22 protein-coding genes are annotated in these 20294 nt (G+C 55.6%); 15 read left to right on the plus strand and 7 right to left on the minus strand.

Annotation, left to right across the window (positions count from 1 at the left end):
* Window positions 1-378: 378 nt before the first annotated feature.
* Genes ABGT74_RS07235 through pth form a run of 3 tightly spaced genes read left to right on the plus strand, consistent with a single transcriptional unit; the run spans window position 379 to window position 3112 of the window.
* A complete protein-coding gene (locus tag ABGT74_RS07235; RefSeq protein WP_125116009.1) occupies window positions 379-729 on the plus strand; it encodes an Asp23/Gls24 family envelope stress response protein in 351 nt (116 codons plus the stop codon).
* A gap of 36 nt (window positions 730-765) precedes the next feature.
* Window positions 766-2412, plus strand: coding sequence for a DAK2 domain-containing protein (locus ABGT74_RS07240; RefSeq protein ID WP_346705031.1), 1647 nt, complete (start codon window positions 766-768; stop codon window positions 2410-2412).
* A gap of 52 nt (window positions 2413-2464) precedes the next feature.
* Window positions 2465-3112: an aminoacyl-tRNA hydrolase gene (gene pth, locus ABGT74_RS07245; protein WP_346705032.1), complete on the plus strand. Its 648-nt coding sequence runs from the start codon at window positions 2465-2467 to the stop codon at window positions 3110-3112.
* Window positions 3113-3170: 58 nt separating this feature from the next.
* Here the strand turns inward: pth and ABGT74_RS07250 are convergent, their stop codons facing one another.
* On the minus strand, window positions 3171-3524 hold the full coding sequence (locus ABGT74_RS07250) for an LPS biosynthesis protein (RefSeq protein ID WP_297284024.1): 354 nt from the start codon (window positions 3522-3524) through the stop codon (window positions 3171-3173).
* Window positions 3525-4009: 485 nt separating this feature from the next.
* Here ABGT74_RS07250 and ABGT74_RS07255 point away from each other — a divergent pair, with 485 nt between their 5' ends.
* The 6 genes from ABGT74_RS07255 (at window position 4010) to ABGT74_RS07280 (ending at window position 8685) form a co-directional block, all read left to right on the plus strand.
* Entirely contained in the window at window positions 4010-4267 is a 258-nt protein-coding gene (locus ABGT74_RS07255) for an HPr family phosphocarrier protein (protein ID WP_346705033.1), read from the plus strand.
* A gap of 9 nt (window positions 4268-4276) precedes the next feature.
* Complete coding sequence (locus ABGT74_RS07260; protein WP_346705034.1) at window positions 4277-4537, plus strand: PTS transporter subunit EIIB; 261 nt, start codon at window positions 4277-4279, stop codon at window positions 4535-4537.
* A gap of 120 nt (window positions 4538-4657) precedes the next feature.
* A complete protein-coding gene (gene nagB, locus ABGT74_RS07265) occupies window positions 4658-5395 on the plus strand; it encodes a glucosamine-6-phosphate deaminase (RefSeq protein ID WP_297284027.1) in 738 nt (245 codons plus the stop codon).
* Window positions 5396-5410: 15 nt separating this feature from the next.
* Window positions 5411-6523 (plus strand): N-acetylglucosamine-6-phosphate deacetylase, encoded by a 1113-nt coding sequence (nagA, locus tag ABGT74_RS07270; RefSeq protein WP_346705035.1) that lies wholly within the window; start codon window positions 5411-5413, stop codon window positions 6521-6523.
* 112 nt (window positions 6524-6635) lie between these two features.
* A complete protein-coding gene (locus ABGT74_RS07275; protein ID WP_346705036.1) occupies window positions 6636-7487 on the plus strand; it encodes an AraC family transcriptional regulator in 852 nt (283 codons plus the stop codon).
* Window positions 7488-7665: 178 nt separating this feature from the next.
* Window positions 7666-8685, plus strand: a complete 1020-nt coding sequence (locus ABGT74_RS07280) for a Gfo/Idh/MocA family oxidoreductase (protein WP_346705037.1) — start codon at window positions 7666-7668, stop codon at window positions 8683-8685.
* A gap of 50 nt (window positions 8686-8735) precedes the next feature.
* Here ABGT74_RS07280 and ABGT74_RS07285 read toward each other — a convergent pair whose 3' ends face one another.
* Window positions 8736-10136 carry a sodium-dependent transporter gene (locus tag ABGT74_RS07285; RefSeq protein ID WP_346705038.1) on the minus strand — a complete coding sequence of 467 codons (1401 nt, stop codon included), beginning with the start codon at window positions 10134-10136 and terminating at the stop codon, window positions 8736-8738.
* A 63-nt stretch (window positions 10137-10199) separates the two neighbouring features.
* Complete coding sequence (locus tag ABGT74_RS07290; RefSeq protein ID WP_346705039.1) at window positions 10200-11093, minus strand: aromatic acid exporter family protein; 894 nt, start codon at window positions 11091-11093, stop codon at window positions 10200-10202.
* Between the two features lie 137 nt (window positions 11094-11230).
* Here ABGT74_RS07290 and proC point away from each other — a divergent pair, with 137 nt between their 5' ends.
* From proC to ABGT74_RS07320, 6 genes are all read left to right on the plus strand, one after another.
* A complete protein-coding gene (gene proC / locus ABGT74_RS07295) occupies window positions 11231-12040 on the plus strand; it encodes a pyrroline-5-carboxylate reductase (RefSeq protein WP_346705040.1) in 810 nt (269 codons plus the stop codon).
* 83 nt (window positions 12041-12123) lie between these two features.
* The gene (locus ABGT74_RS07300) at window positions 12124-12447 is read left to right on the plus strand and encodes a hypothetical protein (RefSeq protein ID WP_346705041.1); all 324 of its coding nucleotides are present in this window, start codon (window positions 12124-12126) and stop codon (window positions 12445-12447) included.
* Window positions 12448-12515: 68 nt separating this feature from the next.
* Entirely contained in the window at window positions 12516-13388 is an 873-nt protein-coding gene (locus ABGT74_RS07305) for a radical SAM protein (protein ID WP_346705042.1), read from the plus strand.
* Between the two features lie 195 nt (window positions 13389-13583).
* Window positions 13584-14183 carry a zinc dependent phospholipase C family protein gene (locus ABGT74_RS07310; RefSeq protein WP_297283385.1) on the plus strand — a complete coding sequence of 200 codons (600 nt, stop codon included), beginning with the start codon at window positions 13584-13586 and terminating at the stop codon, window positions 14181-14183.
* A gap of 68 nt (window positions 14184-14251) precedes the next feature.
* Window positions 14252-14689, plus strand: coding sequence for a ribonuclease HI (rnhA, locus tag ABGT74_RS07315; protein WP_297283384.1), 438 nt, complete (start codon window positions 14252-14254; stop codon window positions 14687-14689).
* 10 nt (window positions 14690-14699) lie between these two features.
* The gene (locus ABGT74_RS07320) at window positions 14700-15356 is read left to right on the plus strand and encodes a hypothetical protein (protein ID WP_346705043.1); all 657 of its coding nucleotides are present in this window, start codon (window positions 14700-14702) and stop codon (window positions 15354-15356) included.
* 88 nt (window positions 15357-15444) lie between these two features.
* On the opposite strand, the gene ABGT74_RS07325 is transcribed toward ABGT74_RS07320, so the two are convergent.
* The 4 genes from ABGT74_RS07325 to ABGT74_RS07340 form a co-directional block, all read right to left on the minus strand.
* On the minus strand, window positions 15445-15573 hold the full coding sequence (locus ABGT74_RS07325; protein ID WP_297283382.1) for a hypothetical protein: 129 nt from the start codon (window positions 15571-15573) through the stop codon (window positions 15445-15447).
* Window positions 15574-15736: 163 nt separating this feature from the next.
* Window positions 15737-16642, minus strand: coding sequence for an asparaginase (locus ABGT74_RS07330; protein WP_346705044.1), 906 nt, complete (start codon window positions 16640-16642; stop codon window positions 15737-15739).
* Window positions 16643-16856: 214 nt separating this feature from the next.
* A complete protein-coding gene (locus ABGT74_RS07335) occupies window positions 16857-18014 on the minus strand; it encodes an iron-containing alcohol dehydrogenase (RefSeq protein ID WP_346705045.1) in 1158 nt (385 codons plus the stop codon).
* Window positions 18015-19283: 1269 nt separating this feature from the next.
* Complete coding sequence (locus ABGT74_RS07340) at window positions 19284-19967, minus strand: ATP-dependent Clp protease proteolytic subunit (RefSeq protein WP_297283379.1); 684 nt, start codon at window positions 19965-19967, stop codon at window positions 19284-19286.
* Window positions 19968-20294: the final 327 nt, after the last annotated feature.

Consider the following 20294-nt stretch of genomic DNA (forward strand, 5'->3'; position numbering starts at 1 on the left):
CCGTGCTCGAGAGAAAATTCGCTGATATAATCCAAAATCCGTTGCTGTTTGGCGGAGATTTTTTTCATAGGGACGCACTCCTTGCTATTGCTTTTCGGAACATACGTTCGTAATTTTCTTTATTATACCCTAAAACACACAAGAAAGCAAACATTTGTTTGTGAAAAAACGGAAACAATTGTGAAAAACAGAAATCCCGTACATTTTCCCGCGGATTGTTCGGATTTTCGTCAGGCCATTCGCAAAAAAATCACCGGTTTGCTTGTATTTGAGTCGGTTTTGTTATATCATATAAGCGGAAAGCGTTCGGACGGCGTTGTGCTACGCAGGGCGTTTGAACTGAAAAAGCATCAAATGATCGCAGGGAGGGTATTTTCTATGACGATCAAGACCGATCTTGGATATATCGAAATCACAAACGAGGTGATGGCAGGCATTGCGGGCTATGCGGCTTCTTCTTGCTTTGGCGTGAAGGGTATGACCATCCGCTCCATGTCGGACGGGCTGGCGCATCTGCTCGGACGCGAAAACCAGTCGCGCGGCGTCAAGGTGACCGAAGCGCCGGACGGCGGCGTGAATATTGACCTGCACATCGCGGTCGAGCACGGCGTGAACATCGCAACCGTCTGCCGCTCGATCATCAGCGAGGTACGCTACCATGTTGAGCGCCTGACCGGCGTAGATGTGAAGAACGTGGATATCTATGTTGAGAGCATCCGTGCGGACTGACGCGCGGCCAAAAAAGAATTTGGGGAGAGTTAATTAATGGCAGATCAGAAAATAAATGGCGCGCTGTTCCAATCCATGGTGATCGAGGGCGCGCTTGCCATTGCCGAAAAGAAGGAACAGGTCAACGAACTGAATGTGTTCCCTGTGCCGGACGGCGATACGGGCACCAACATGTCCATGACCATGGCCTCGGCAATGACCGAGATGGAAAAGCTGACCGAGCCGACGCTGGCAAAGGCGGTCGATACGACAGCTTCCGCGTTGCTGCGCGGTGCACGCGGCAATTCGGGCGTCATTTTGTCGCTGCTGTTCCGCGGTGCGGCAAAGAAGCTGCGCGAAAACAATGAGGCGGGCGGCCGTGAGCTTGCGCTGGCGCTGCGTGAGGGCGTGGAGACCGCCTATAAAGCGGTCATGAAGCCGGCAGAGGGCACGATTTTGACTGTGTCGCGCGTGTCCGCGCAGCATGCGGTCGAAGCTTGTCAGGCGGAGCCGGAGCTTTCGGCGGAGCAGGTGCTGGAAACCGTGCTGACCTGCGGACGGAAGGCGCTGGAGGAAACCGTGCACCAGAATCCTGTGCTGGAAAAGGCAGGCGTGGTGGACGCGGGCGGCTTTGGCTATCTGACCATTCTGGAAGGCATGCTGGACGCGCTGCGCGGCATTCACAAGGAGCATACCGCTGCTGAGCCGACCAAGGCAGCGGCGGATTTTGCTGCGATAGCGGATGAGGATATCACCTTCACCTACTGCACCGAATTTATTGCCGCACGCAAGGATAAGGCGCGCAACGTCGGTCGTTTGCGGTCGATTCTGAACGATATTGGCGACAGTCTGGTGGTCGTGGAGGACGACGATATCGTCAAGGTGCATGTGCATACCGACCAGCCCAACAAGGCGCTCGAAGAGGGCCTCAAGTTCGGCCCGCTGCTGACGGTCAAGATCGAGAACATGCGCGAGCAGCACACCGCCAAGGTCATTGAGGGCACGGCGGATGAACCCGCTGAGCGCGTGATCGTGCCGGCGGAGAAGAAATATGGCTTTGTCGCGGTTGCTGCGGGCGAGGGCCTGAAAAACGTGTTCACCGATCTGGGCGTGGATGTGGTCGTACAGGGCGGTCAGACCATGAATCCCTCGACCGACGATATCGTACGTGCGGTGGATGCGGTTCCGGCGGAGATCGTGTTTGTGCTGCCCAATAACAAGAACATCATCATGGCGGCGGAGCAGGCGGTGCACCTTTCCGAGGAGAAAAAGGTGGTCGTTGTGTCGACCAAGACCATCCCGCAGGGCATTTCCGCGATGTTGGCGGTCGATCCGGACGAAGAGGACGAGAGCCTGCTGGTGCAGGCGATGCGCGACGCGGCTGCCCATGTGCGCAGCGGTCAGGTGACCTATGCTGCGCGGGACAGCGAGTTTGACGGTAAGAAGATCAAACAGGGCGAGTATCTGTCGCTCAGCGAGGGTAAGCTATGCGCGAGCGGGCGCGAAAGCTCGGTGCTGAAAAAGCTGGTGCGCGAGATGGTGCACGAGGACAGCGCGTTTGCCACGGTGATTTACGGCGAAGGCGTTTCCGCGGAGCAGGCGGCTCAGGTAGAGGCGCTGCTGCGCAAGGAAAACAAGGAGCTGGAGATCTCGGTCATCGACGGCGGACAGCCGGTGTATTATTATATCTTATCGGTAGAATAAAAAAGAAAAAGCGCCTCCCTGCGGGGGAGGCGCTTTGTTTTGGAGTGAAATCATGTCAGTATTCGATATTTTCAAAAAGCTGGACGAGCAGAAAGCCGCCGCAGCGGCGCAGCCTGCGCAGCCGATCGAGTGGCTGATCGTCGGGCTGGGCAATCCGGGCAGCAAGTACGACAACACGCGCCACAATGCGGGTTTCCGCGCGCTGGAAAGCTATTGCGCACGCACCGGATGCCGGATCGACAAAATGAAGTTCAAGGCGGTCGTGGGAGAAGCGACGCTCGGCGGCGCGCGTGTGCTGCTGATGAAGCCGCAGACCTTTATGAACCTGTCGGGTGAGGCGGTGCGCGACGCGGCTGCGTTTTATAAAATCCCGGTCGAGCGCATCATTGTACTGTCGGACGATGTTTCGCTCGACGTGGGAACGCTGCGCGTGCGCCCGAAAGGCTCGGCAGGCGGACAGAACGGTCTGAAAAACATCATTTACCACCTCGGCAGCGAGGACTTTCCGCGCGTCAAGATCGGGGTGGGCAAAAAGCCGCATCCGGAATACGATCTCGCCGCGTGGGTGCTGAGCAAGTTCACGGCGGATGAGCAGAAGGCCATTGACAAGGCCTGTGCGGATGCGATGGACGCAGCCGCCTGCATCATTGCCGAGGGCTGTCCTGCGGCAGCGCAGAAATTCAACGGAAAACGCATCTGAGCACGAAAAAGGGGACGCGCGGGGCGCGTCCCTTTCTTGCTGAAAATGCAGGTTTGGCCTATTCGCCGCAGCCGGTGCAGCCGCAGCAGTCTGCGCAGCCGGATGCCGCTTCCGCGGCCTTACGATCCTCGTAATCCCGCAAAGTGCCTTCCGTGATGTGACTGAGTGCGGCAATGCGCTCATTGACCATATCCCACAGGCACATCGGCAAATGGTCGCGGTGTCCGCGGTGAATGGTCACGCATTCAAAACAGTTGCCGTGGTGCGGACAGGGCTGACGGCAGGGGCAGTGGTCGCCCGCCTCGCGCACCTGCCGCAGAAATTCCTGCTTAATGCGCCATGCTTCCTCTTTTTTGCCTTCACGATCCAGCTTGTCCTGCAAAATGGCAAGTTCATTGCCGTCGATCTGCATATTTGTGCGCCTCACTTTCTTTTGTTCCCGATTTAGGATAGCAAAAAAGACCGGCTGCGTCAAAACCTTTGCGGAAGAAAATCAATGTTTTGTATGAGCTGCACAAAAAGTGGACGAATTTTCTGGCAGTTTGGGCGGGCGGTAGTGGCTTGAAAAAGCGCTTCCTGTTTGTTACAATATTAACAACAAGTGAACATCGTTTTCGTTGTAATTGGATTGTTACCGTGTTGGCGGGCAAAACCAAATTTCTCGCGGCCGGCCTGAAAAAGGGATTCCCGGCGGTGCAGGAGTTTGGTTCTTTTTGTTTTCTGGGCAGTATATAGTCGTTTTTTCTGTTATTTGGCTATGCGGGTTTTCGTATGGTTTGACGGCGGGAAGGACATACTTTGCCGGAAAAGACAGTGGCAGCGGCGATGGTTTGCTGATGCAGCACAAAGCGCAGAAAGTTATTTTCACAAAGACAAGATAGAAAGGAAAATGTAGTTATGAAAACCGTACAGTACACCATTAAGGACGAACTCGGCATCCACGCGCGCCCGGCAGGCATGCTGGTTAAGGAGGCAGCACAGTTCAAGTCCTCCATCAAGATCGCCGGCCCGAAGAAGGAAGTTGACGCAAAGCGCATCATGGGCGTTATGAGCATGGGCGTTAAGAAGGGCGATACGGTTAAGCTGACCATCGAGGGCGCGGACGAAGCAGAGGCAGCAGCAACGCTCCAGAAGTTCTTGCAGGAAAATCTGTAAGACAAGTTCGTGCAGTTATCTGAAGCCGGTGTCGCCGGATGCGCCGCTGCAATGCTGGCGGCGGTCGGCGGACGGGATAACGTGCTTTCCATCGGCTCTTGCATGACGCGTCTGCGTCTGTGCCTGCGGGACTCCGCAGCGGTGGACGAAGCGGGGCTGCGCGCGGCGGGTGCCGCGGGCGTGCTGCGCCGGGCAGACGGGGAAGTGCATGTGGTGATCGGTGCGGGCGTGCATAGGCTCGCGCGGGAAATGGAAAAGCTGGTGCAATGAAAAGGCCTGCCTTCCTGCTGCGGTGGGAGGCGCGGGTGTTCCTCAAGCAGCTGAGGCGGGCGAACGCCCGCCTTTGTTTTTTTGACGGCTGATGTTTGGACAAAAAGAGAGGTAATGAATATGAAAATCATTCGTGCAAAGGACTATAACGATATGAGCCGCAAGGCGGCCAACATCATTTCGGCGCAGGTCATCCTCAAGCCGGATTCCGTGCTGGGACTTGCTACCGGCTCGTCTCCGATCGGCATTTATGAGCAGCTCATCAAGTGGTACAACAAGGGCGATGTGGATTTCGGCGGCTGCACGACGTTCAATCTGGATGAGTACCGCGGCCTGACTGCCGACCATGACCAGAGCTACCACTACTTCATGCACAAGAACTTCTTTGACGCGATCAATATTCCGGATGCGCGTATCAACCTGCCGGACGGCGCACAGATGGACGCAGAGCGCGAGTGCGCCCGCTACGATCAGGCGATCAAGGCAGCCGGCGGCATCGACCTGCAGCTGCTCGGCATGGGCCTGAATGGCCACATCGGCTTCAACGAGCCGGATGATTACTTCTCCAAGGGCACGCACTGCGTCAACCTGACCGAGTCCACCATTGAGGCAAACAAGCGCTTCTTTGCGTCTGCGGATGACGTACCGCGTCAGGCTTATACCATGGGTGTACAGACCATCATGCTTGCCCGTCGCATCGTAATCGTTGTTTCGGGCGAAAACAAGGCGGATATTGTGCGCGAAGCATTCTTCGGCCCGGTTACTCCGCGCGTACCGGCGTCCATCCTGCAGCTGCACACCGATGTTTCGGTTGTCGCGGACGAGGCCGCGCTTTCCAAGAGTCTCGACCTGCTGTAAGCTGCGTGCGCGGGTATGGAGTTTAAAAATCTCAGGATCTATCAACCGGACGGCACCTTCCGCACGGGCGGGCTAGTGCTCTCGGGCGACCGGATCGCGAGTACGCCGGTGTCGGCGGATGCCTGCGATATGGATGGGCTTTACGCGATTCCGGGACTGGTCGACATCCACTTCCACGGCTGCGCAGGCTATGACTTCTGCGACGGGACGGAGCAGGCGATCTCAGCCATCGCGCGCTATCAGGCAGAGCATGGTATTTGCGCGATCTGCCCTGCGACCATGGCCTATCCGGAGGAGAAGCTGTCTGCCGTGATGCAGGCGGCCGCGGCCTACCGCACCGAACGGTGCGGCGCGGCGCTGGTGGGCGTCAGTCTGGAGGGACCGTTCCTGTCCCCCGCACGCAAGGGCGCACAGAACGGTGCATGGCTGCAAAATCCGGATGCCGGGCTGTTCCGCCGCTTGCAGGAGCAGGCGCAAGGTCTCATCCGCTTGTGTGAGATCGCGCCCGAGCTGCCCGGTGGGCTGGACGTGATCGGGGAGCTGGCGGGCGAGGTGCGCCTGTCGCTGGCGCACACCGAGGCGGATTATGATACCGCGTGTGAAGCATTCCGACGCGGCGCGCGCGAGGTCACGCATCTGTTTAACGCCATGCCGCCCATCACCCATCGCGAACCGGGCGTGATCGGCGCGGCGCTGGATAACGATGAGGTCGGCGTGGAATTGATTGCGGACGGCTGCCATGTGCATCCGTCGGCGGTGCGCGTGGCATTTCGCCTGTTTGAAAACCGGATGATCCTGATTTCGGACAGTATGTCCGCAACCGGACTGGACGATGGGGTGTATACCCTCGGCGGTCAGGAGGTATCTGTACAGGATGGTCGTGCGACCTTGCACGGCGGAACAACACTGGCTGGTTCGGTCGTGGATCTGTTTGAGTGCATGCGGCGTGCGGTGCAGATGGGCATTCCGCTCGGGCAGGCGGTGCGTTCGGCATCGACCAATCCGGCGCGCGCCATCGGCATCCAGCATGATTACGGCACGCTGGAACCGGGCAAGCTGGCCAATATCATCCTGCTCGATGAGGATTTGAATATCAACACGCTCATTTTACGCGGGCAGATCCTGTGACAATGAAAAAAGAGGGCTTCGGGGATGCTTCCCGAAGCCCTTTTGCGCGCCTTGACCGGGGCGGACGTTTATGCTACGATAACCATATCTGAATGCGGGGAGGGAAGGCCGAATGATCCAGTGTTTCGTCAAAAAAGAATATGCTGCACCGTTCGGTCTTTTGTGTATGCCGCGCCTGTTTTCGGTCAGCCGAACGGATGAAAAGGCGTCCGCCCATCCGCGCGTGATGCATGCGCACGATGATCTGGTCGAAGTGGTGCTGGTGCGTGGCGGCGAAAGCCGGTATTATGTGGGCGGCACGCCGTATGACGCGCGCCGCGGCGACCTGTTCATCTTCAACAGCGGTGTTGTGCATGATGAGCCTTCCGGTCCGGATCGGCCGGTTGCCACGGTTAGTTTGGCGCTGGGCGGTCTTGCCGTACACGGTCTGCGGGCAAACGCCCTGATTGCGGAGGACGTTTCGCCGGTCTGTCACTTGAGCGAAACGCAGACCGTGCGATTGGAACGGCTGTATGACGTGTTATATGATGAGTTGACTGCAGGCAACGACGACGGCGCACATCACCTGCTCATGGCGGTGATGTCTCTGGTGCAGCAGTTCCGCGCCGCGGCGGCAGATGGACGCACCGCGGAAGAAAATGCATTTGCCCAACGCATCAAGGATTATATAGACGCGCATTTTGCCGAGGAGTTTTCTCTTCAGCAGATGGCGGGCGCGCTGCATGTCAGCCCGTACTATCTTGCGCATGTCTGCAAGGAGGCGACCGGATATTCGCCCCTGCAATATGTGCTGCGCCGCCGCATTGGAGAGGCGCAGACCTTGCTGATTACCACCGATCTGCCCGTCACGCGCATTGCCGCGCAGGTAGGATATGATAACCCGAGCCACTTCAACGCGCAGTTTTCCAAGGCGGTGGGTATGTCGCCGCGCACCTTCCGGCGCGAGTATGTTTACCATGCCTGAGGGCAGACCGCAAGAATTTGAAAGTTTTGTCCAAACAGCCGCGGAAACGCGGCTGTTTTTTGACAAACAAATCGCAAGAATTCGAATGCAAATTCCCGGTTTCAGCGATAAAATAAGTGCATTCCATAAAAGAGGCGCAAAAAACGCCTATTTCAGAGTCGGAAAAGGAGAATGCGGTATGAAAACGGTGAAAGTGGGTTCAGTCGGTCTGGGCCGTCTGGGGTATGAGCATGCCTGCAATCTGGCTACGCAGGTGCCGGGCTGCGAACTGGCAGCGATTTGCGACGTGGATGAGAAGCGGGTCAAGGAAGTCGCCGAGGAGCTGGGCGTTCCCTATACCTATACGGATTTTGAGGAGATGTGCCAAAACCCGGAGCTGGATGCGATCGTGATCGTCTCGCCTTCCTTCTTGCATTGCGAGCAGATCGAGATTGCGATGAACAATGGCAAGCATGTGTTCTGCGAGAAGCCGCTTGGTACAGATGTGGCGCAGTGTAAGGGCGCGGAGAAGGTTGTAGAAGCGCATCCTGATCTGATTTTCCAGTTGGGCTTTATGCGCCGCTTTGACAAATCCTATGCTGAGGCTAAGCGCAAGATCGAAAACGGCGACATCGGCAAAGTGGTGCTGGTGCGCTCGTATACGCAGGACCCGCGCTCGACCATCGAGTCCACGCTCAAGTTTGCGCCGCACTCGGGCGGCCAGTTCCTCGATATGTGCGTGCATGATATCGACCTGATCCGTTGGTTCACCGGTTCGAATGTCAAGAACGTGTGGGCAATCGGCGGGGTGTTCGAGTTTGACCTGTACAAGGAGCTGAACGATGCAGACAACGCAGCCGCGACTATCCAGATGGATAACGGCGCGATGGGCTTTATGTTCACCAACCGCACGCACGCGGCGGGCAGCAATGTCGAAACCGAGATCATCGGCACGCACGGCACGTTGCGCATCGCAAATGTCGGCGCGAAAAACCTGCTGAACATCGTCGACGAGCACGGCTCGCGCGAGGAGTATTATCCGGATTTTATGAGCCATTGGCATGAGGCGTTTGTGGCGGAAATGGTCGCGTTCACCGGACATGTGCGCAATAACACCAAACCGGCTGACCTGACGGTATATGACGGCACGGCGGTTTCCGAAGCGGCTTATCGCTGCAAGGAGTCCTTTGAGACGGGCAAGATGCTGCCGATCCGCTAAATGAAAAAAAGAGGCTTTCCAATCGGAAAGCCTCTTTTTGTTTGGATAGATCAGATTGTGAAGATGTGGAACACCTTGGTTGCCAGTTCGGTGGCAAGGATGACCACCAGCAGGATCGGCGCGATCCAGCGCACCATGACGCGGTGCAGCGCTTCGCGGTGGAAGGAGCCTGCGCCTTCCTTGACCTCGTCTGCGATGACCTTGGTGCCGACCACATGGCCGATCAGGATGCAGGTCAGGAACGCAACGATCGGCATGAGCACCGAGTTGGAGATAAAGTCAAAGAAGTCGAGGAACTGCATGCCAATGATGGTGATGCCTGCCCACGGGCCATAGCCCAGGCAGGACGGTACGCCAACCAGCAGCACGACAACCGTAACGAGCAGGGTTGCAGGCGTGCGCTTCAGCGGGGTCTTGTCCATTACGACCGAGACAATGGTCTCCATCAGCGAGATCGAGGAGGTCAGCGCTGCAAACAGCACCAGCAGAAAGAACACGGTACCGATGATAGAGCCGAAATGCATGGATTCAAATACCATCGGCAGCGTAATAAACATCAGTCCGGGACCGTTGTTAATCTGGGACGGGTCGCCGCCGTTGAAAGCGACAACTGCCGGAATGATCATCAGACCTGCGATAAACGCAAACAGGGTGTCGAATACCTCGATCTGCGTGACCGAGTGCTCCAGCAGGTTTTCTTTCTGCATATATGAGCCGTAGGTAATCATAATGCCCATCGCCAGAGACATCGAATAGAACAGCTGGCCGAGTGCGCCGAGTACGGTCGAGGCGGAGAACTGCGAGAAGTCGGGCAGCAGGTAATATTTCAGGCCCGCCATAGCGCCGTCAATCGTCAGCGAGTAAACGGCAACGATCACGCTCAGCACCGCCAGCACAGGCATCATCACGCGGCTGGCCTTTTCAATGCCCTTTTCGACACCAAAGATAACAACAATGGTGGTCAGCAGCACATAGATCAAAAACCACGGGGTCGGGCCGCTGAAATCCAGCATAGTAGCCGGGATGGAACCGGTGTCGAAGCCGATGAACGCGTTGAAATAATTGCCGTTGTCAGCCGCTGCCAGACCATTGCCGCTCAGGAAGGTGAACAGGTATTTCATGACCCAGCCGCCGATGACACAATAATACGGCGTGATGATAACCGGTACGAACGCCGCGATCCAGCCGAGGAAGCCGAACCGGCGGTCGAGCGCCTTATATGCGCCGATACAGGACAGGCGGGTTTTGCGGCCGATGGCGATCTCGGTGATCATCAGCGCAAAGCCGAACGTAACCGCCAGAATGATATACACCAACAGGAAAATGCCGCCGCCATACTGCGCGGCCAGATACGGGAAACGCCACAGGTTGCCCAGACCCACTGCAGAACCGGCCGCAGCCAGCACGAAGCCGATGCGGCTGGAAAAGCTGCTTCTTGATTTCTGTTCCATTTTTTGCAAACTACTCCCTTACATGTTTTCTTTCTATTTACTGCTGCCCGGGCGGCGGGAATACTATTCCGAGAGACTGAATTCGCCGAGGAACTGCCACGCACGCAGCAGATTGTCCAGATGGTAGTTGCCGACCACGTCCGCCGTACTTTGCGGCATGGCGCACACACCGTCCGGCACATGCAGGCCGATATCCCTCAGCCAGATGGCATTTTCAAGCGACAGATGCCCCTTTTCATCCATCGCGCACAGGGCGGAAAGCTCCTGCCAGATGCTTTGCGCAAGCCGTTCGCAGCCGCGCAAATAAACCGCCTGCTCGTCATGTCCGCGTATGCGGAACAGGCGCTGTTTTTCAAAAATGCTCAGTTCTGTTGAGATGCGGTCAAGCTGTTCTCGGAGCGGCGACAGGTCGGGATATCTCCCGTGCAGCACGCGCTCGCTGACAAAATCGGGAACCGACTGATAGAATTGCCGCAGCAAATCGGCAATCCGCCGGCTGTTGTTATAAGGCTTGATCGCAACATTGATGACCAGTGCTGTGGCAAGGCCGATGGTGGTGTCCAGCAGGCGGTTGAAGCCATACTGGAATGCGTCACCGGCCGGTGACACGCAGATGGAAACGAACACGATGCAGGACAGCGGTACGGCAAATTGCAGTCGCAGCCGGACGCACAGCAGAATCAGCATCATCAGCCCCAGCCCGATTCCCAAATAGCGGAACTCGGAAAACAGACTGACGAACAGCGCGCCAAATCCAGCACCCAGCAGGATGCCGGTCAGCTGCGTGCGGCAGGTTTCAAAAGCGTCGCCCACCGTGCGGCTCATCGCACTGATTGCCCCGATGGCGGCGAAAATCAGCGAGGTCGAACCGCGCAGATCGGCGAAAAACAGTGCTAGCGCCACCGCAAGACCGGTTTTGACCGTCCGCAGTCCAATGTGCGGAACAAAGCGAGCCAACGTTTCGTTCTCCTCCGGAATAAAATAATGAAGCTATTGTATCACAAAAGCGGCTTTTTCACAAGATATTTGCAGGGAAAAGCCGGGTATGCTATAATTCTTTTAACAGCCTATCAGAATGGAGAGGGGAGCGTTTCATGAAAACATACCGTTTTGGCGTGCTGGGCGCCGGTAATATGGGCATGGCGATCGCGGAAGGCGCGGTGCGCGCCGGTCTGCTGACGCGCGATCAGGTGCTGCTGTTCAACCGCAGCGAGGAAAAGCGTGCGGCAAACCGCGCCCGTGGCTATGCTGTTACGGACAATTATACCCAGGTGTATACTGATTGCGAAACCGTGCTGCTTGCGGTCAAACCGCAGAATTTTGATGAAATTTTGCCGGTGCTGGGAAAATGCGGCGGAGAAAAGCCGCTGGTCGTGTCGATTGCAGCGGGTGTCACCTTTGCCAAGATCGAGCGGGCGCTCGGCGCAGACACGCCGGTCATCCGCGTGATGCCAAACACGCCGCTGATGCTGGGCGAGGGCGCGACCGAGCTGGTCAAAAATACGGCGGCAACCGAGGCGCAGCTGGCGCAGATGCGCGCGCTGTTCGACACCATGGGCGTGACCGTTGTCTTTGAGCAGGAGGATATGCTCAACGAGGTCATTCCGTATGCGGGTTCGGCACCGGCCTATATTTATGCGTTTGCGGATGCGATGGTCAAAAGCGCCGCGGCGCACGGCATCGGACAGGAGGACGCGCTCAAATTATTCTGTCAGACCATGATCGGCTCGGCAAAAATGCTGCTGGAAGGTGATAAAACGCCTGCGGAGCTGATCCGTGCCGTCTGCTCGCCGGGTGGCACAACGATTGAGGCAATGCGGGTGCTCGAAGCATGCGGCCTTGCCGATATGCTCGCGCAGGCAAATGATAAATGTATCGCGCGCGCCTATGAACTGGGCAAATAACCGGATGCCGCCATTGACTTTACCGCAAGGGTATGATAAAGTTAAATAAATATTCCGCATCACTTTGAGAGGAAGTGGATTCTTTGAAAAATTCGACGAAAATCAAAGCGACTCTGCTGCTGACCAGTCTTGCCTGTGCAGCCGGTGCAACGGCGGCGCTTGTACTGCTTCAGAAGAAGCGCGAAGAGGAAGTTTATCACGAGGCGGAGCTCAAGGCGATGGATGAGCTGGAGGAAATGATGCGCGAGGATTCCGATTGCGCGTCCTGCGCTTGTGCGGAGGAGTGCGCGGCGGTAGACGACGCTTATCAGGATTCGTTTGATGAGCAAGCGCCGGAAGCGGACGAGGAGACCGAGGAAGAAAAGACCGAGGAAGCTGCTCCCGCAGAAGAGAAAACCGAAGAATGAGCGACAGCGGGCGGAGGTTTTCCCCTCCGCCCGCTGTTTTTTTTGATGCAAACAAAGGAGGAATTTCCGTGATTGAATACGAAGGCCGCGTATTCCGGCCGCCCTCTGAGGCGTACAGCCTGATCGTTCAGGTGACGATTGGATGCAGCCATAACAAGTGCACCTTCTGCGATATGTATAAGGAAAAACGCTTCCGTGTGCGCAAGATCGAGGACGTCAAGCACGATTTTGACGAGGCGCGCCGCATGTATCCGCATGTTCGGCGCATCTTTCTGGCGGACGGCGATGCGCTCATGTGCCGCGCCGAGCACATGGCCGAGATTCTGCGCTATATCCGGCAGGTGTTTCCGGAGTGCGAGCGCGTGACAAGTTACGGCTCGCCCGCGTCTATTCTGGTCAAAAAGCAGGAGGAACTGAACCTGCTGCATGAGCTGGGCTTGGATATGATCTATCTCGGCCTGGAATCCGGTTCGGACGAGGTGCTGCGCCGCGTTAATAAGGGCGAAACCGCTGACGAGATCGTGCGTGCGGGCCTGATGGTAAAGCAGGCGGGCATGAAGCTGTCGGTCACCTGTATTGCGGGTCTCGGCTCGACCGAGCTTTCCGAGGAGCACGCAATCAAGACCGCCGAGGCACTCTCGCGCATGAAGCCGGAGTATATCGGCCTTTTGACCCTGCTCTTTGAGCTGGAAACGCCCTTGATGCGCGACTGGCAGGCGGGCCGCTTCTACCTGATGAACCCGATCGAGATCGCACATGAAACGCTTATCCTGCTCGAGCACATTGACGCAGAGGGCAGTGTGTTCCGTGCAAACCATGCCTCGAATTATGTCAATTTGGCTGGTACGCTCAACCGCGACCGCGAAGCGATGTGCCAGCGGCTGCGGCAGGCGTTGGAGGGAAAAATCCAGTTCCGCAGCGAGGCGTTTCGGGCAAGATAACCAAAAATGTAATTATTTTGTTGGGAAATACAGCAAAAATCGAAAGAAATTGTGTTGTTTTCGTTACAATTTCAAAAAAAGCAAGACAGGGTGGGAAATTTGTGATATACTAAAAACGTTTTCGGGGGTTTTTTATAATCGCCCCAGATGTTAAGATGCTGTTAAGAAACGTGTGTTCCGTCTGGAGGATTGCTGATGGATTCCGTATCTCATATTCGCGTTGCACATCTGTTAATGGATTACGTGGAGCAGACCTGTGGCGTTACATTTGATTCGAGTGGCTTTGTGTATGGCAACTTAAAGCCCGATTTGACCGGCACTTATCTGACTAAGCGCCACAATCCGTCGATTATGATGGATGAGGTGATGGACAAGATCCGTGCGTTCACGGAAAAATACACCATCGGCCCGGTCAATGGTCGTGAGCTTTCGGTGGATCTGGGCGAGATTTGCCACTATATCACCGATTTCTTCACCTATCCGCATAATGATGACATCTATGAGCGCAATTTGCTCGCGCATTATCTGTATGAAAAGCGTGTGGCGCTGGTCATCCGCCGCCGCATGACCGAGGCTCGGTTCGAGCAGTGGGCTAGCCCGATCATCCCGCCGGTTTCGGTGGATGGGCTGATCACGCGCATTGGTTCAATGCACGATGCATACCGTGCGCCCGGTCGCCGTCACGGCATCAACGACGATCTGGTACATATCTGCCGCGCGACTGCCATGGTGGTGCTGTCCATCATCAGCATCGTCTATGAGCAGGTGGAAGTACCGGCGAGCGTGATTGCATAAGAAAAATACAGAAAAGCCACGGTATTTCGTGGCTTTTGTTGTTTTTACATAAGAAAACAGGAGGAATTATGAAAAACGTAACGATTTATACCGACGGCGCGTGCTCGGGCAATCCTGGGCCGGGCGGCTGGGGCGCCATTTTGAAATATGGGGAGAAGGAGAAGGAATTGTCCGGCTCCGAACCCTCCACCACCAACAACCGCATGGAGCTGCTGGGCGTGATTACTGCGCTGGAAGCGCTGAAAGAGCCGTGCGCAGTCGATTTGTATTCGGACAGCAAGTATGTGGTTGACGGCATCACCAAAGGCTGGGCGAAAAGCTGGCGCGCCAAGGGGTGGGTAAAGAGTGACAAAAAACCTGCTAAAAATCCGGAGTTGTGGGGACGACTGCTCGATTTATTGGAAAAACACACGGTTCAGTTCCATTGGGTGAAGGGTCACGCGGATAATCCGTATAATAATCGCTGCGACGCGCTCGCAGTTGCCGCGTACCAGCAGTACAAATAAGGGGTGCAATATGGAACGGATGCGCCGCGTGCGGAACGGCACGCTGATCTTCTATTATGGGTTCACGGCTTATGCGGCTGCGCTGCGCATGCTGCAGGAGGCAACCGTATATAACGGTTTGCTGGTGCTGGCGGCGTTTTTGCTGCCTGTTGTGCCGCATGTGCTGTACCGTCTGTGCCGATTAAAGCCGGTTTACCTGCTTGAGGTCGTGTTTGACTGGTTCGTGTTGGCAGCAGTGTCGTTTGCCAGCCTATTCGGTGGGTATGAGCTGATTCCGTATTGGGACAAGATTTTGCATTTCCTGTCCGGTTTCCTGTTTGCGGTGCTGGGCACGACGGTGTATTTCGCTCAAAAGCCGGGACATGCCCTCGATCCTGCGGATGCATTTAACGCATCGCTGTATACATGGATGTTCGCCATGATGAGCGCGGTGCTGTGGGAGATTTGGGAATATCTTGTCTCGTTTTCCGGCGCAGATCCGCAGCAGGTGGCATTGACTGGTGTAGCGGATACAATGGGGGACATGATTGTATGCACGATAGGGGGATTGATTACGGCTATCTCCTGTTGGAAGTATCTGCGGCATGTGGGAGAAAACCGGCGCAAGGGCCTGATGATGCACCTGTTTGAGGCGTATTATCGGGAAAACATTCAAAACCGGGATTGAGATACAAAAAACCGACCGAGAGCGTTAGCTTCGGTCGGTTTTCTCTTTTGCTTTGCGGTTTATCCGTTATGCCGATGCTGTGAGATCATCAGTCCTTCGGAGCGCTGTCCTGGCGCGAAACCGGAATGCCGTATGTGCGGAACAGGCCGCGAACATAGCTGCTGTTCTGCATGGTAGACTCGCTCATACGGATGATCGCCTTTGCAAACTTATTCATATTACGGCCTTCTTTCGTTTATGATTTGACTATATTATACCATTTCTAATTGTGCAAAACAATGGATGGATAAGATGAATAGCACAAAAAAGAAAAAATAAAAATGTGCAATACAAACAAGAACAAGTGAGGGAAGAAAAATACGGACTGGAACCGCGGCACATCATATCTCGCCGCACATGACCGCCGCGAGTGCATCTTCGGTGGTGCGGTCTCCGAGAGAGATCGCGCCCAAGGCTTCGGCACGGCGACCGACTGCATAGTGATGCAGATGCACGCCCCCAGCGGTGCACTGGCTGGTGATATATACGCGCGTGCCGCTCTCGATCAGCGCGCGCACGGCGTGTTCCAGCCGCGCGGGAATACCGCCCGCGCCGAAGGTTTCCAGAATCACCTTGGGATAGCCGTGCAGCGCAGAGAAAAAAGTAGGCTCAAGGTCTGGCGTGAGTTTGATAAGCAGCACATGGGGATCGAGCGCGGCGGGGGCGGATGGTGCAGGAGGGGCAGCCGGTATATCCCAGCGCACCTTGCCGTCCGCGCCGACCGTGCCGAGGGGCAGCGCACCTGCCGAGAGAAAGGCATCGATCTGCGTGGAGTGGAATTTGACCACGCGGTTGCCCGGAAGGATTTTGCCGCAGAGCACAGCCACCACGCCCGCGCGTCCGTCCGCCGCGACTCGGCAGGCGTCCAGCAGGTTGCGCGGGGCATCCGAACTGGACGCGCCCATGGGCAGCATCGAGCCAGTCAGCACGACGGGCTTTGTAAGGTCGGCCAGTAGATGGTAAAGCAGCGCTGCGGTGTAGGCCAGTGTATCCGTGCCATGCGCGATGACAAAACCGTCATATTGATCCGCGTCGTGCCGTACTGCCTGCGCCATGGCCAGACGGTCGTCTGCGGTCAGATCGGTTGAGTCCAGCTGCATCAGGTCACAAACATCCACTGTGCAGAAGTCGCTGAGTTGCGGTATAAAATGCAGCAGCTCTGTACCGCTCAGTGCAGGCGACAGACCGTTTTCGGTTTCGCAGCAGGCGATCGTGCCGCCGGTCGCAATCAGAAGCAATTTTTTCATCGGAGGGTCCTCTCCTTTTCCGCGCCGGTCGGCGCATGTTAGACAGAAAAAGCCTGCGAATGCAGGCTTTTTCATCAGAAGTCCAGCTTTGCCGGACTTTTGATACAAGAAAGGGGAAAAGTTTCGTTTATCGGAACTTTTTCCTGCCACGGACACATCCGCGGCAGCGCCGCGGTGTGTCCTGCTCGATCGAACCTGTGTGGTTCGATCGAAGTCATTTATAGCTTTCCGCAAGAATCGCAATAATATCCTCGCGTGTGAGCGGGCGCGGGTCTACGCGGAACAAGCCGCCCATCGTTTCGATGGCGTTATCGGCGTATTTGCCGAAATCGGCCTGCTGTACCCCATAGCCCGAAAGGCGCAGCTCGCTGACGTTGCAGCGCTTTTGCAGATCGGCAAGCGCTGTGATGAAGTCCTCCGGTTTGTTGGCGTCCGTATGACCGAGCGCGCGAGCGATGGCAACCAATTTGTCGCCCGAGGACTCAAAAAAGCGGCTCCAGTATGCCTTGGAAATCATAATCAGGCCCGCACCGTGCGGCAGCGCGGGATGGAATGCGCTCAGCGCATGCTCAAGAGCGTGCTCACCGGTGCAGCTGGACAGCGTCTCCACAAAGCCGGCCAAGGTGTTCGCCAGCGCAACGTCTGCGCGTGCCTCTGCATTGCCGCCCTCGTGTACGGCAGTGGCAAGCGAGCGCCCGATCAATTCGATGGCCTTGAGCGAGAACATTTCGCTGATGGGCGAGGCGGTGGTGGCGATATAGCCTTCCGCCGCGTGGAAAAATGCATCAAAGCCCTGATAGGCGGTCAAATGCGGCGGAACGGTCATCATAAAGTCGGGATCAACGATCGAGATAGTCGGGAAGCATTTTTCGCCACCGCCGCCGATCTTCTCTTCGCCGTTGGTGATGACCGTGAACGGGTCAGCCTCTGTGCCCGTGCCTGCGGTGGTCGGGATGGCGACGATCGGCAGTCCGGCTTTGGCGATGCGCTTACCGCCGCCGGTGCCGCCGTGGATGTAATCCCACCAATCGCCCTCATTGGTGGCCATGATGGCGACCGCTTTGGCGGTGTCGATTGACGAACCGCCGCCAAGGCCGACAACAAATGCGATGTTTTCTGCACGGCACAGCGCTGCGCATTCGCGCACGCCCTCAATGGTCGGGTTGGGCTGCACTTTATTATATACCATGGTCTCGTGTCCAGCTTCGGCCAGCGCGTCAGCCACCTTGGCTACATAACCCAAGCGGGTGGTCGAAGTGCCGCCGGTGATAATCAGGCCGCGTCCCTCGGGCAGACGGGCGCGCGCCAGTTTTTTGACCGAGCCATGTCCGAAAAACAGACGGGTCGGCATGTAGAAGCTGAAGATATCCATATTTTGTACCTCCTTTGAAAAAAGGGGGTCAAAATGACCCCCAAGACAGCATTTTTGTGGAATTCAGTTGGCATGGGTGTAAAACACACCTAACGATACTATTATAGCAAATTGGCTCGCCCTTGAAAAGAGGGAAAACGCTGAAAGAATAGCGATTCTTTCGTGCAAATTCACCATCAAAAAACATAAAATAACACTTGACGTTGTGCAATCTTGGTGATATTATAATATCACAGAAAAGATAAGGGCAAACACCAGAGGGAAAGTAAAGCAGGGGCTTTACAAAAAGGCGAAACCCATTCTTATTCTGAAAGGGCTGGCGTACAGCCAAATACCACCGGAGAAAGAGGTGAGTCCAATGGTAACAGAAGAGACATCCTATCCGTTCGCGGGACTCGCCGCGACGCTGTAACCGAAACGATCAAGGTGATAGCTATAAGAATGAGCGAGTTCCAGAAAATCAAAACGAACCGCCTGAAAAGCGCGATCGACTTCTGAATGAAGTAAGGAACGGCACCTTTGAGGAAGCTATCCTCGTGATATCCATCCGTGAAACATACTGACGATGCAAGTGGATCGAGGCAGCAGGAAAGTAAGGTTCGCGCATGAAAGAACCCTGAATTTGATGCGTTGGCGAATGAAAAAGAATCCGTGACGATGCCTGCCAAACCCAAAATAGTGCGCATCCAATGGCCGATGGGCATACTGATGAGTATGATGCCGCAAAAGCGAACCAGAGCACAAGATAGAGATGATATCAAAACTTGCTGAAAGTGGTTCGGGTAAGCAGGAACAGAATCGAACGATCACCCGCCGAGTAAGTGACGCATCGACAAATTGATATAGAGTTCCCGAATGTAAGAAAGGTAAACGACGGAGAAAATGTTCATTACCAAACGAACCGCAGTCGGGTGACTCCCGTGAACGATTAGGATAACGAACTCCTGTAAAAGGCAGGAAAGAGAAGCAGTCGGTCGAAGATATCGAATTATATCGTGCAACCGGGCTTTTGGTTTTTGAAAAGATCGGGGCAAAAGCATCGCCGGTAAAAATGGATAGCTTCATAAAACTGCAAATAGCGGCTCGGAGCATGGTTTCATTCCGATGCAGATGGCAAAAGTCGTAGCAGGGTAACGGAAGGGGAACAAAAATAAATCCGACCGTGCAGAAAAAATAAATACAGCGGGAAATATCCTGCTGGGAAAAGAGCGACTATGGAAATCTGGAAGTAAAAGGCCTCGTCGGGTGACGGGGCCTTTGTTGTTGTATTCAGGATTCGGGCGTTTTGCCGATCATGTCGTACAGCGCGTCGAGTGCCTCGGACAGCGTGCCGACCGCGTCGATCAGGCCAAGCTCTACCGCCTGCTTGCCGGAAATCACCGTTCCGACATCCGCGGTCAATTGACCGGTTTCGCGCATGAGCTGCTGCAAGCATTCTGCGGAAATGTGAGAGTGACTGGTGATGAAATCCACGATCCGCTCCTGAATCTTGGAAAGATACTCAAATGCCTGCGGTACGGCAATGATCGTGCCATTCATGCGCACCGGATGAATGGTCATCGCAGCTGAGGCGGCAATGAAGCTCTTTTTTGCCGCTACTGCCAGCGGTACGCCGATCGAATGTCCGCCGCCCAGCACAAGAGAGACGGTCGGCTTGGTCATACCTGCAATCAGTTCGGCAATGGCAAGACCGGCTTCCACGTCGCCGCCAACCGTGTTGAGCAGGATAAGCATGCCGTCGATCTCTTCGGCCTGCTCGACCGCGGTGATCTGCGGAATCAGATGCTCGTATTTTGTCGTTTTGTTCTGCGCGGGCAGTTCCATGTGGCCCTCGATTTGGCCGACAATGGTGATGCAGTGCACTGTACCGCGCGAAGTTTTGGCCGTGATGGAACCGGTTTCAGCAATATTGTTTTCCTCCGGCGCTTGGATGGGTGTGTTTTCCTCTGCCATGTGGCTCCTCCTTTTATGCACAAGTGTTCACACAATCAGTGTGCCGCGCGGTGTGCCGGATTATCCCCCAATGCTTCTTTCCACAGGCAATATTACAATGTGTAAACGGCGAAGTCACAGGATTTGGGTGCTTGTGGGGTCAATTACTGAAAGTTATCCACTTTGTACACAGGGTTATCCCCAGAGGGGCTGTGGAAAGCTCTGTGCATAAAGTGGATTTCTTGACCACTATGCTGCAAATGCACACAGAGAGTTTCATTATGGAAACATTGCTTGCTGTTTTGCCGGAAATTTGCTACAATACACATATATGTTCAAAATCGCAAT

This window comes from uncultured Agathobaculum sp. (assembly GCF_963927765.1).
Lineage (GTDB): Bacteria > Bacillota > Clostridia > Oscillospirales > Butyricicoccaceae > Agathobaculum.